Raw genomic sequence first — 12,574 nt, 5'->3', positions numbered from 1 at the left:
TGTTGGCCAGCACGATCTGCACGCCCATGCCGTTCAGGTCGGCCGGAGTGAGGGTCTTGACCGTGGCCTGAGTGCCCACGGGCATGAACACCGGGGTCTCGACCTCGCCATGCGGGGTGCTCAGCACTCCGGCGCGCGCCGCGCCGCAACTGCCGGTCAGGCGGAAAGAGAAGTTTTGATAGTCCGATTCAGGATTTGTCACGATGATATTACCCGGATCTGTTGAGTGATTTGGGTCACACACCCCGCCCGCTTTAAGCGGGCACCCCTCTCAAGAGCAACTATGTTGCTTAGTGGGGGGAATTATCCAGGACAGCCCTTGCCATCCGCCCAATTCACGGCCACCGGCACGTCTTGACTCCCCTCTAAAAAGAGGGGTGGCGGCGAAGCCGACGGGGTGTGTAGGCATCTCACACTATCAGCATGGCGTCGCCATAGCTGTAGAACCGGTAACGCCGACTCACCGCCTCCGCATACGAGGCCAGGACAGTCTCGCGCCCGGCCAGGGCCGACACCAGCATTATAAGCGTGCTGCACGGCAGGTGGAAATTGGTCAGCAGGCAGTCCACCACCTTGAATTCATAGCCCGGATGGATGAAAATGTCGGTCCAACCCGAGGCGCCGCCCACGTGGCCGGGCTCGAGGGCCTCCGTGCGCGTGGCCAGGGTCTCCAGGGTGCGCACGCTGGTGGTGCCCACGGCCAAAATTCGCCCGCCGTCAACTTTCGTGCCGCGGATCGTGCCCAGCGTTTCGGCCGTGACCTCATAATACTCGGCCTCCATGCGGTGGCTTTCGATATCCTCCACCACCACCGGGCGGAACGTGCCCGGGCCCACATGCAGGGTCAGTTCCGCAGTTGTGGCCCCCTTCGCCCGCACCGCCTCCAGCACCCTGGGCGTAAAGTGCAATCCCGCGGTCGGGGCGGCCACCGCCCCGCTATGCCGGGCGTAGACTGTCTGGTAACGCTCGCGGTCGTCCGGGGTGTCCTCGCGGCCGATATAGGGCGGCAGGGGCACGTGCCCCACCCGCTCGACTGCCGCCAGCGGGTCGGAGCCATCCGGGCAAACCAGCTCCACAATCCGCTCGCCCGAGTCGCCGGCGTAATCCAGCACGCGCGCCTCCAGGGAACCGTCCCCTATGGCCAGCACCTTGCCGGGGCGGACCTTGCGTCCTGGTTTGACCAAACCCAGCCAGCGGTTGTCCTCCACCCGCCGCACCAGCAGCACCTCGCAAGCCCCGCCGGTGGGAAGGCGGCCGACCAGACGGGCCGGGAACACGCGGGTGTTGTTGAGCACCAGGCAGTCACCCGGGCGGACATACTCCGTCAGGTCGGCAAAAGTGCGGTGGGCCAGGCGGCCCGACTCCCGGTCCAGGACCAGAAGGCGGCTCAGGTCACGCTGAGCGGCCGGCTGGGAGGCGATCAGCTCCGGGGGAAGCTCGAAATCGAAATCGGCGGTGCGCATGGCGGTTGTTTTATCCCGGTGAATAACAAGGCCCGGCTCGTGGGGCCGGGCACACGGGGAACAATATAATTGGTAAGCGCTTGGAAGGCCAGCTTGATAACAAAGGCGGAGCAATTACAGGCAAAACGATTTTGCCGCTTGACTGAAAAGGTTAATTCATTGTCCTCAACTCTTGACATCAAGCTTATTTGAATATTTATTTAAAACGCCTTGATTGTTTTTCGGCTTTTTATTTAATCGAAGGTTGTCATGTATAATCGCATCGTGTTTTTAGGTGACAGGCAAAGCCAGTCAAGCTCATTCAATATCCACCCGAAAAACGGTTCTTGAAGGATGAACAGCAGAGTAAGGTATTTTCTCTTACTGATGTCTGCGCTGGTCATGCTGTGGGCACAGGAGTCGTTCTCCGCCGACTACAGCTTCAAATACGGAGATATTGACACGGACAGCAGCCTCACCTGGCATGACATTTACACTCTGGTGCGCCATATAGCCGGCCAGGACAGCGTCGTAAGAGCAACGGACCTGGATTCAAGCGGAGCAGTCGATTTCCGCGACGTGCTGGCCCACTTCCGTCTACTGCTTTCCCTCCGCGAGCAACGGTCGGAAACGCCGCAGTTCGTGATCGTGGTCGGTCAACATATGCTGGACAGTCCCAAAGCTACTCCCGGTTATCTGGATGGGGAGGGACGCGCCGCTGCCGACTACCGTTTCATCTCCGACCGTCCGCTGCGGGAAGCGGAGCTGGCCCTGGAGGAGAAAAGTTACCAGGGTGTCAGCGGCAGGCTCACCGAATTCCATCTCCTTCCCGATTCTTCTGCGGCTTCCACAAGCGTCTCAACTCCGCCCATCCACTGGCTGGCCCGGGCGGTGGATTCTGTCGGGAATACCGGTACACAGAGCGGTGTGACAGAATTCTCTTTTCTCAGAAATATAATTGGAGAAAATGCTTTTCCACTGACCGGCCTGCCGCTCGGATTCCCACTGGTGCTGCACGGCCCCTGGCAGCGGTTCATGCTGCGGTTTCCGTGGACTTCATTTTCTGACCTGGAAACCGAACAGTTTATCGTGGACCTCAACCCGTCAGGCACAGACAGCGTGGTTTTCAGCAGCCTGGACACCCTGGCCCGGGGCATAATGGCCAGCTTGATCGAGCGCTACCCCGCAGCTCCCGGAACAGGCCGGGCAATGATCGCTGGGCCGGCCACTCCTTACGATTCGTCCTTCACCGCGAACCGTCTTAGGTTTTACCGGCTTTCTATTCTTGAAACAGCCTATCTCGTACCCCTGGATTATAACGAACACCTTTTACAGCAGCTTGGTTTTCCAGACTGGTACCGCAACGGAACGCGTTTTGTGCTGAACAAGAATTACCGGTTCCCGGATGGCTGGTTGGATGAGTATATGAACAGGTAGGACCTCTTGACGACCGGGTGCGGAGAGAGACTTGTCGGGTAAAAAAACGGGCCGCAGCCATCCGGCCGCGGCCCGTCTCGCTATCGATTCGAGGCTTCTGTCAGTTTCTCATGCTGGTCACCGGGCTGGGCAGCCGTCCCCCGCGGCGGATGAAATTCTCGGCGCTGTAGCGGTTCACCTGCATCACCGGCACCCGTCCCAGCAGGCCGCCGTAATCGATGATGTCCCCCGGCTTGCAACCCGGCGCCAGGATTATACGCACCGCGGTGGTCTTGTTGTTCACCACCCCGATCGCCAGCTCATCCGCTATTATCGCGCTCACCACGCCCGCGGGCGTGTCCCCCGGCACGGCGAACATGTCCATGCCCACCGAGCACACGGAGGTGAGTGCCTCCAGCTTGTCCAGGCCCAGCGCGCCCTCCTGCACCGCTGCGATCATGCGCTCATCCTCGCTCACCGGGATGAACGTACCCGACAGGCCGCCCACGTTGCCGCTGGCCATCGCGCCGCCTTTCTTGACCGCGTCCATGAGCAGCGCCACGGCCAATGTGCTGCCGTGCGCGCCCACCCGCTCGATCCCCATCGCCTCGATTATCCCGGCCACGCTGTCGCCCTGGGCCGTGGTGGAGGCCAGCGAGATGTCCACGATTCCGAACGGGACTTTCAGGCGCTTGGCCAGCTCGCGGCCCACCAGCTCGCCGGCTCGGGTGATCTTGAACGTGGTGCGCTTGACTATCTCGGACAGTTGGGTAAGGTCGCAGTCACGGTTGGCGGCGACAATGTCGCGCACCACGCCAGGGCCGCTGATCCCGATATTGACCGAGTAATCCGGCTCGCCCACCCCGTGAAAGGCCCCGGCCATGAATGGGTTGTCCTCCGGGGCGTTGACAAACACCACGAACTTGGCGCAGCCGATCCCGTTGCCCGACAGCTCAGCGGTGCGCTTCAGCATCGGACCCAGGGCGATCACGGCGTCCAGGTTCATCCCGGCCACGTTGCTGCCCACGTTGAGGAACGAGCAGACCCGCCCGGTGCTGCTGAGCACCTCGGGCAGGGCCTCGATCAGGGCCGAATCGCTGCGCGTGGCCCCTTTCTGGACCAGCGCCCCGAACCCGCCCAGGAAATCCACTCCGCCCTCGGCCGCGGCGCGGTCGAGCATTTTTGCCATGGCGAGGAATTTCTCACCCTCGGCGTGGGTCTCCATGATCAGGCTCACCGGGGTGACCGAGATGCGCTTGTTCACTATCGGCACCCCGTAGAGCACCTCCAGGCGCTTGGCCTCGCGCACCAGCGATTGGGCCGCGGGCTTGATCCGGTTGTACACGTTGTCCAGGAAGCGCGGGAAATCGCTGTGGATGCAATCCTTGAGGTTGATCCCCAGCGTCACGGTGCGGATGTCGAAATGCTGGAACAGGGTCATCCGGGCGGTTTCGAAGACTTCTTCCACACTGATTGTCATGGCTCACACCCGGTTGATTTTTTTGAACAGGTCCTCGTGCTGGATCTGGATCTGAAGGTTCATCTCGGTGGCCACGCGGCCCAGGTCGGCCTTCACGTCCTCGAGGTCCGATTTCGAGTCCTTGAAATCCACCAGCATGATCATCACGAAATGGCCCTGCATCACTTTCTGGGCGATATCCTCGATGTTCAGCCCGTGCTTGAAAATGAGCGAGGTGACCCGCGCCACAATGCCTTTCTGGTCGCGGCCGATCACGGTGACAAAAGATAGCTCCTTGCCCTGGCTGTCGAGCTGGGAGATATTCGGCAGGGGTTCGTTCATCGATGCCTCACACTGGTTGAAATAAGTCTATAATTTTACTGGTTGAACTGAAAACAGCCGCGGCTGTCAGCTCAGGCGCACCTTGACCACGATCTTTTTCACCTCGGCGGGGCTTTCGAACATGGCGCCCGGCATGTGGGCATCCTCCGGGAAAAAGATCGCGAACTCGCCCTTGCGCAGCACCACCATGGACTTTCCGTACGCGGGGTCGAACTTGACGAAATCCTTGGTTGCGTCGTAGGCCTCGGCTTCCGGGGCCTCGGCCGCGGGGCCGTAGTACAGGGCCTCGGGCCCGCCCCCGGCGATGAACTGGACATCCAGGAACCGGCGGTGGCCCTCGTAGATTTTCTGTTCCCTGGGCAGGGTTGTGTACTGCATCACCAGGGCGAACACCCGGTCGCCGTCGATCTCGTAGCGGCCATCCACGGGCGGGTTGGCGGCGTTGGCGCGCAGCCAGGCGAAGGCCTTGTCCAGGCCGGGGACAACGTTCTCGTAGCGGGCGGAATCGGCAAGCTGTGCGGCGATCATTTGGCTTTCTCTCGGTTTTAAGGGAAGGTCTTAAGGTTACAAGTCCGTGTCTGCCAGGGGATAAACTAAAGCAAAACGGCCCCGCAGTCCAGAGGGTTGTAAGGCGGGCTCAGCGCTTGAAACGACGCCGCACGGCCAGCAGGGTCAGGGCGAGCTGGCCGGAAAGCACGAGCGAGGCCACGCCTTTGACAATCTCCAGCCAGGGCGCGGAGGCTTTGTAGACTGCATCATGCTTGAACGGCAACGCCGAGAGGGCATAGCCCAGGGCAGACCAGAAATCGGTCCAGGTGAGCTGCCAGCGCAGGCCGAGGTGGTAGTCCACCAGATGGCCGTCCACGCTGAACCCGGACAGGAGCGAGAACACCCCGAAGCTCAGCAGCATGATACACAGGACAACCAGGGCGTGCCAGTAGCTTGTACCGTAGTTGCTCAAGATTTTATACAGGAAATAAGAATTGGTCCAGCGGCGGTGCCACCGGCACCAGGGTTTGGCTTCGGCCCAAATGCGCTTCCTGCGCATCTCCATCTCACCTACATGGAAATCCTCGGCTGTCTCGAACTCGCGCTTGGCCTCGTAGATTTTAACCAACTGGTGGTAGAGATTGTATATACCCTGGTATCGAATCAGGAAATCCCTATGCGTTTCTGCATCAAACTCATCCAGAAGAGCTTTGCGTCGGAAAATGGATTTACGCCACCAGGTCACGTCATCAAACACCACACGTATGTTTTCTCCCTCCAGCAGAGGTGTCCCAAGGAAACGGGCCTTCACCAAGTTGACCTTGCATAGATATAGGCTACCGTTTCTCATAAACCGCATCATATCGAAATTTACCCATTCTAAGAAACTCCCTTCATGGACTCTACCATCAAAATGAATTACTCCCGAAAGAATGGCCGCGCTGAAATCGGCCAAATGGAATTTGGTCCCGAGGAATTCAGCCGACTGGAATGTGACCCCAACGAATTCGGCCGTATGGAAGATAGATCCGCCGAAGTCGGCTGCTTTAAAAATAGCCCATCTAAAGTCTGCTGATTGGATAATTGCGAAGCGGAAGATGGCCTTCTGAAATCTGGCTCCGCGGAAGATGGCTAACTCGATTCTGGTTCTACTAAAGTCAACAGACTGGAATACTGCATCTTCCAGATGAAGTGGTTTTTGAAAGCATTCTGGTCCAAGCAACGTAATTAGTGTATCTTTACTCATGTCAATGTCTGGAAAACGAAAACCGACAAAGTCAAATGCCTTCGTTTTCTGGTCCATTTGCTGCCTTTTCATTTCCCGATAAAAATCTTTCCTAAAAAGTTCCTCGAATTCGTTGTTCCTTTTTTCATCATCAGAGCCAGGAGATAGTTTTGTCTTTTCCTCCGCACTCAGCTTGGGCAAGTGGAAAATGCAAAGCCCATCCGCATGCACTGGGTGAGGGCATTTCCTTTCTGAATTTGGCCATGAAGGATCGTAATCGTAAGAGCAGCCTGGGGTTTCCTGCAGCATGGAGGCCTCCGGGGTGGGAGGGCGGAGAAAGGAGAAAAGGCGTAAATCAATATATCCGTGAGAAAATCAGCAGGAAAGGTTTTTCAGGCGGCGACAGAGCAGCGTAACACTTTATCCCCCTTCACTCCCCTCCTCTGCCCAACCTCAGCAGCAGGCCCAGCACGTCCAGCAGCCCCACTTTGCCGTCGCCGTTGAAATCCCCGGCCAGGTTGCCCGGGTGACGGCACTCGTAACGCACCAGCTCGGCCGCGTCCCCCAGGGTGAGCGCACCGTCCCGGTTGAAATCCGCCGGCACCGCGTTGCGGGCGTAATAGCTCCGGAACAGGGTCACCAGCTCGGTCTCGCTGCGCGCGGTCGGGTTGTGGCGCTCCGCCGGGTCCATCTCGATGTCCATGTGCTGCCACTCGCGGTAGGAGTAGTAGGACCAGTCGATCCCGTTCTCATCCAGAAGGTCGATCCAGTCGGTGAACCACTGCTTCGCCCCGATAGCCCAGCGCGCGCAGCCGAACTCGCCGCACCAGAGACGCACCTTGTGGCGCGTCCGGAAATAGACCGCTTTCTGGATGTACGGCTTCATGGTGTTCTTGTCCCAGTACTCGGAGCCCCACTCGCTCACGATAGTGCCCGGATAGGGACGCTGCAGCCAGGCCCAGTCGGGGGTGTTGGTCACCTGGCCGCCGAAACGCTGGTGCGTGTAGTCCATCGGGCCGTAGAAATGGAAACTGTAGACCGTGTTGCTGTCGGTGGTGGGCGTGAGGTTCGTAAAGCCATCCGGCCAGCCCCAGGCCGGCGGCTCGACCACGAGCGTGTGCACCTTGTCCACCGTGCGGATCGAGTCGGTCAGCTCCTGGGCGAACGCGGACCACTGCGTGTCCGCGAGGCCGTCATGCGGCTCGTTCAGCAGGTCGTAGGCAATCGGGCCGGCCGAGGCGTAGCGCGCGGCCACCTCTTTCCAGAACGCGATGAAAGCGTTTTTGAGCGGGCGGCTGCCAAACAGCTCGTCCATGCTGTCGAACGACGGGCTCGGGCAGAACACCGTGTACATCCGGTACTTGAGGCACCAGTCGATCAGGTTGAACAGGGTCTCCTTGCTCGACCCGTTCACCCGGCACTGGCCGTCCGCCGTGAGAGTCACATTGACCAGCACACGCACGAGGTTGGCGCGCCAGTCCAGGGCCAGGTAGGCGATATCCGCCTCGCTGTAATTGGTGCCGCCCAGGTTGGCCCCGCGCTGGACAGTCTCCGGCCAGGCCACGGAGACCTCGGCCGCGGCCGGCACGGCAGAGGCGAGGCCTACTGCCAGCACCAGGGCCGCGAGGATATTCAGTCTGACCTTGCCCATTCAGTCGACCTTGATCTTTGCCGGTTCGAGCCGCGGAGCGAGCAGATGGAACAGCAGCAGCGCCACCAGATAGGCCGAGCCGGCGATGATGAACAGCACGGTGAAACTGCCGGTATGGCTCAGGACATAGCCCGTGATTTTCAGGATCAGCATCGCCCCCACCGCCCCGGCCATGCCGCCGAGCCCCACCATCGAGCCCACCGCCTGCTTGGGGAACATGTCCGAGGCCGTGGTGAACATGTTGGCCGACCAGCCCTGGTGCGCCGAGGCCGCCAGCCCGACCAGCATCACGGCCAGCCAGATGTTGTGCACCTGGGTGACGAACACCACCGGCACCACGCACAGAGCGCAGACCAGCAGGGCGATCTTGCGGCCGTAGTTGACAGTGTGTCCTTTTTTAATCAGGTGTGAGGAGAGCCAGCCGCCCAGGATGCTGCCGAAATCGGCCATCACGTAGATCACCACGAAAGGCGGCCCGAACTCCTTGATGTTGAGCTTGAAATCCTGGGCGAAGAACAGGGGCAGAAGGTAGAGGTACCAGCGCCAGACCGAATCGGTCATGAACTTGCCGATCACGAAAGCCCAGGTCTGACGGTGCGGGAGGAGCTTGCGCCAGGCGATTTGCACGTCCGGGTCGGGCGGGTCGCTCTGGATGTAGGCCAGTTCCTCCGGGCTGAGCTTGGGGTGCTTCTCCGGCACCCGGTACATGGCAAACCAGAAAACCAGCCAGACCAGGCCGATTGCGCCGGTGGCGATAAAGGCCCACTGCCAGCCATAATTGATGTAGAGCCAGGGCACGGCCAGCGGCGCCACCACCGCGCCCACGTTCGTCCCGGCATTGAACAGGCCCGTGGCAAGGGCCCGCTCTTTCTTGGGGAACCACTCGGCCACGGTCTTGATCGCGGCCGGGAAATTCCCCGCCTCCGACAGACCGAGCATGAACCGGGCGGCGCTGAAACCGGTGATTGTGCTCATCAGCGCATGCAGCATCGAGGCCGCGCTCCAGAACAGGAAAGCGATGGCGTAGCCCAGGCGCGTGCCGATCCAATCGATGAACCGTCCGGCGCTCACGAGTCCGATCGCGTAGGCCACCTCGAACCAGAACACGATGTCGGTGTAATCCTTGTTCGTCCAGCCGAAGATTTTCTGCAGCTCGGGCCCCAGGAGGCCGAACACCAGACGGTCGATGTAGTTGATCGTGGTGGCGAAAAAGATCAGTGCGCAAATCACCCAGCGCCGGCGGCCGATATGCGCTCCGGCCGCCTGGATGAACGAGCCAGTCGACTTGTCCTCTCCCGGCGTTTTCACTGTTGACGGATCGTTGTTCGCATCGACTGACTTGTCTTTCATCCCTGCGTTCCTTTCGCTTTGAATCCGGGGAGTCTGGCCTGACTTCGGCTTGCGGATTGTTTTTCTGTCTCGGTTAGTTTCGGCTGCCCTATTTGCCGGAGGCCGCCCGCAGCAGCTCGCCGCGCACGGCGCCGAACAGCTCGGTGTCCGTGCTGAAATCCTTCACGCTCCGGAACAGTTGCGAGCAGAGCTTTTCCCCGGCCGCCCGGCCGCTCTTTTTCTGCAGCAGGAACAGCAGTTCGCTGTCCTCCAGCCCGTCCCGGATGTTCTCGAAGCGGATCGTGCTGATCGGACCCTCGGGGCCACTGTAGATGAAACAGCCATCCCCGTTGGCCGTGTTGAACGAGGCCGGGTTCCAGTTGGTCTTGTTCCAGCCCGTGAGCTGCATCAGGTCGTTCTGGCCGTGGCGCAGGTTGGTCAGGTAGTAGAGGAACCCCGGCACGCGCTGCTGCCAGGCCATCCACCAGATCATTCGCGCCTCCACGGCCGGGAACTCGATGAACCAGTTGGCGAACGGCTGCTGCGGCCCCACGCAGATGTACCACCAGACTTCCTTGCCCCGCTTGCGGGTGGCCTCGGCGCGCTCCAGGTCGTAGCTCGGGGTGAGCGGCACCCAGACATCCACCTCGTCCAGCAGACCGCTGTCGTAGCCGTAGGTGGGGTCGTAGCCGGTGGTGACAGTGGGGATCTCGGGGTAGCGCTTCTTGAGGAAGCCCATCACCTTGCGGATCGATCCATACATTTCCGGGCCGATCTCATCGAACCCGTAGAGGTAGGCCCGCTCGGCCAGGTGGCGCTTGCGCAGCTCGGCCACGTAGGGGTCCAGCGTGGCGGCCAGGCTCTGGATATAGCCGTCCGTGCTGATCTCATCCCGCATGTTGATCCGCCCGCCCACATACATCAGGTTGAACGAGTTGAGCTGGTTGCGCTTGGCGAAATGCTCCACCAGCTCGATCCTGGGCGGCTTGCTGCGGTAGAGGTTGTCGGGGTTCAGACGGTGTTCGGCCACGAAAGTGAGGTATTTCAGGTCCAGGCTGTCATCCTGCACCCCGCCGTTGATCTCGTCGAACAGCTCCTCGGCCGTGGTGAACGCGGTGCGGATCGTGGTGCTCTCCGGCAGGACCGCGTCATAGACTGTCACCTCCAGCGGGATATCCCCCACCGGGTGGCCCTCGGCCGTCACCGCCAGACTGCCGCGGTACAGCCCGGGTTTCATTCCGCGGGATGACTTGAGGTTGATCCAGACCGGCATGCTCTCGCCCGGACGCGCGTACATCTGCTCCACCGGCAACAGGGCATCCGGCCACCAGCCCATGTGGTCCACCTCATAGTAGACCGGATCGTGGGTGTAGACATAGCCCACCTGCAGCACCTCCATGCCCTCGGCCGGGAACGCTTCGCCGCTGTCCGCGGCGCGCAGGTCCTCGACCTTGAAACTCAGCCGCCGCACGGCGTCCCGCACGCGGAACACCACCTGGCAGCCCTCGTACTCGCCGCGCGCCATCTCGACCTTGAGCGCGCCCTGCGGCTGGGCGCCCCGGGCGGGCAGGCTCCAGACCGCGTCGGACGGGCCGGGGTTGTGGAACAGCATCACCTTGCGCGTGGTGGGCGCCTGCCAGGCGGCGATCTCGGCGCGGTTCTCGGGCGCGGCCACCTCGAACGCTCCCAGGTCGCGGCGGATCACGGTCTTCGGGTCCCACTTGCAGTCGGTAACAATCAGCTCGGCGCGGTACTGTCCGGGGGTGAGGGTTTCCAGTTCCCCGGGGCAGTCCCAGAGCCAGTAGAATTCTTTCGTATTCTCGTAATAACGCTTGACCAGGGCGCCGTCCGGCCCCCAGATACGCGCCTCGATCCGCGCCAGACGGTTGAGGTCGCAGCGCACCGCGATCATCCCGCCGGACAGTGGGTCCGGGCAGAGCGCCGCATCGGTCAGGACGAGCTCATCCGCCACCAGACGCACGTTGTCCACCCGGAGCGGGTTGGCGCGCCCCGGGCGGTCCTGCGACAGGACCAGTCTCAGGACCGGGGGCGGCGTCCAATCCCGTTTCTCACCCCGGCTGCCGTAGAGCGGCTCGATCCGGCGGTAGAAACCGGAGACATCCAGGCAGGCCGTTTTCCGCTCGCCAGGTTTCAGGGTGAACAGGTCGTAGCGATAGCCCACCGTGGAGTCGCTCAGTCCGCAGCCCACTCCCACTTTCTCGCCGCTGGCGTTGATCAGATCCAGCTCCAGGCGCTGCCAGGCGGCCCAGTCGTTGCGGGGCAGGAGGCTCTCGTTCAGGGTCAGTATTGCCGTGGAGCGCGGCGCGCCCTCGGCGGGCAGGTTGAACTCGATCCGCGCCTCGCGCGAGCCGGGTGCGCCCTCAACGCTGAATTTCCCGTTCGACACTTTCCAGAGCGAGGTGTCGGCCGCCGACTCGAAATCCGACAGGACCCGGGTGTGAGCGGAGGCTGACAGGGAGGAGCAGACCAGGAGGCAGAGCGTAACGGATAAAAACAGCAGGGTTCTCATCGTGCGCCTCACGACAAGCGGTGTGATACTGCGTGTGGGATGGCTTTTAAAAGAAGGCCGGCCTGCCGGGGGCAGGCGCGCGGCTGAGTACTGAAAGCGGATAATAGCACCAAGACGCATCACAAGCCAGAGGAAAAACAGCCGAAAAAAGCACCGGTCCGCAAAAAAAAACCCCGCTCCGGCGTAACCGGGGCGGGGTTATGCAATTACACAATCTCAAACTCGAGCGCTATTCACGGGTCACGTAGGTCTCGTTGACCGCCGAGGCGCCGAAATACTGGAGGCAGAAATCGCGCACCTTGTAGCGGTCATAGGGCTTGCACGAGAACACGTCCAGGTAGACGGTGCGGGCGTACTCGCCCACATGCATCACGATGGAGCTGGTCTCGATGAGCTGGACCACGGTGTAGCCCAGGGTTTCCTTGCGGCCATGGCCGAACAGCTCGGCCAGCGGCTCGCCGTAGCGCTTCATTTCGATCAGGTCACAGAGCTGGACCACGAATTCGAGCAGCTTCTCGCGGCTCTTGATCGTCTCCGGGTCACAGCCCTTGATGTCGAGGATCAGCTCCCAGCCAAAAGTCGTGGCGGCTTCTTTTTCTGCGGTAATCATAATTCTGGCAGTCTCCATGAAAAAATTGTTGAACGGGATCAAATCAGGGGACACACTCCGTACGAGACCGCCGGATTAGTC

11 protein-coding genes are annotated in these 12,574 nt (G+C 61.0%); 1 reads left to right on the top strand and 10 read right to left on the bottom strand.

The genetic code is table 11. The features are described 5' to 3' along the window. Both LLH00_12605 and queA read right to left on the bottom strand, forming a co-directional pair. On the bottom strand, positions 1-160 hold a 160-nt coding region (locus LLH00_12605), incomplete at its 3' end, for a tRNA-guanine transglycosylase (GenBank protein ID MCE5272109.1). A 250-nt stretch (positions 161-410) separates the two neighbouring features. Continuing rightward, positions 411-1,463, bottom strand: coding sequence for a tRNA preQ1(34) S-adenosylmethionine ribosyltransferase-isomerase QueA (gene queA, locus LLH00_12600; GenBank protein MCE5272108.1), 1,053 nt, complete (start codon positions 1,461-1,463; stop codon positions 411-413). Between the two features lie 366 nt (positions 1,464-1,829). Between queA and LLH00_12595 the strand changes: the two genes are divergently transcribed. Continuing rightward, complete coding sequence (locus LLH00_12595; GenBank protein MCE5272107.1) at positions 1,830-2,879, top strand: hypothetical protein; 1,050 nt, start codon at positions 1,830-1,832, stop codon at positions 2,877-2,879. Positions 2,880-2,979: 100 nt separating this feature from the next. Here the strand turns inward: LLH00_12595 and LLH00_12590 are convergent, their stop codons facing one another. The 8 genes from LLH00_12590 to LLH00_12555 form a co-directional block, all read right to left on the bottom strand. After that, complete coding sequence (locus LLH00_12590; GenBank protein ID MCE5272106.1) at positions 2,980-4,338, bottom strand: PFL family protein; 1,359 nt, start codon at positions 4,336-4,338, stop codon at positions 2,980-2,982. A 3-nt stretch (positions 4,339-4,341) separates the two neighbouring features. Beyond that, positions 4,342-4,659 carry an ACT domain-containing protein gene (locus LLH00_12585; GenBank protein ID MCE5272105.1) on the bottom strand — a complete coding sequence of 106 codons (318 nt, stop codon included), beginning with the start codon at positions 4,657-4,659 and terminating at the stop codon, positions 4,342-4,344. Between the two features lie 66 nt (positions 4,660-4,725). Continuing rightward, positions 4,726-5,187, bottom strand: coding sequence for a YhcH/YjgK/YiaL family protein (locus tag LLH00_12580; protein MCE5272104.1), 462 nt, complete (start codon positions 5,185-5,187; stop codon positions 4,726-4,728). A 109-nt stretch (positions 5,188-5,296) separates the two neighbouring features. Continuing rightward, a complete protein-coding gene (locus tag LLH00_12575; GenBank protein ID MCE5272103.1) occupies positions 5,297-6,682 on the bottom strand; it encodes a pentapeptide repeat-containing protein in 1,386 nt (461 codons plus the stop codon). A 121-nt stretch (positions 6,683-6,803) separates the two neighbouring features. Then, complete coding sequence (locus LLH00_12570; GenBank protein MCE5272102.1) at positions 6,804-8,024, bottom strand: glycoside hydrolase family 5 protein; 1,221 nt, start codon at positions 8,022-8,024, stop codon at positions 6,804-6,806. Then, positions 8,025-9,374, bottom strand: coding sequence for an MFS transporter (locus tag LLH00_12565; protein ID MCE5272101.1), 1,350 nt, complete (start codon positions 9,372-9,374; stop codon positions 8,025-8,027). Between the two features lie 88 nt (positions 9,375-9,462). Then, a complete protein-coding gene (locus LLH00_12560) occupies positions 9,463-11,883 on the bottom strand; it encodes a DUF4091 domain-containing protein (protein MCE5272100.1) in 2,421 nt (806 codons plus the stop codon). A gap of 229 nt (positions 11,884-12,112) precedes the next feature. After that, positions 12,113-12,493 carry an S-adenosylmethionine decarboxylase gene (locus LLH00_12555; protein MCE5272099.1) on the bottom strand — a complete coding sequence of 127 codons (381 nt, stop codon included), beginning with the start codon at positions 12,491-12,493 and terminating at the stop codon, positions 12,113-12,115. Between the last annotated feature and the right edge of the window lie 81 nt (positions 12,494-12,574).

This window comes from bacterium (genome assembly GCA_021372515.1).
Classification (GTDB): Bacteria; Gemmatimonadota; Glassbacteria; order GWA2-58-10; family GWA2-58-10; genus JAJFUG01.
This window is presented reverse-complemented; position numbering and strand designations above follow the sequence as displayed.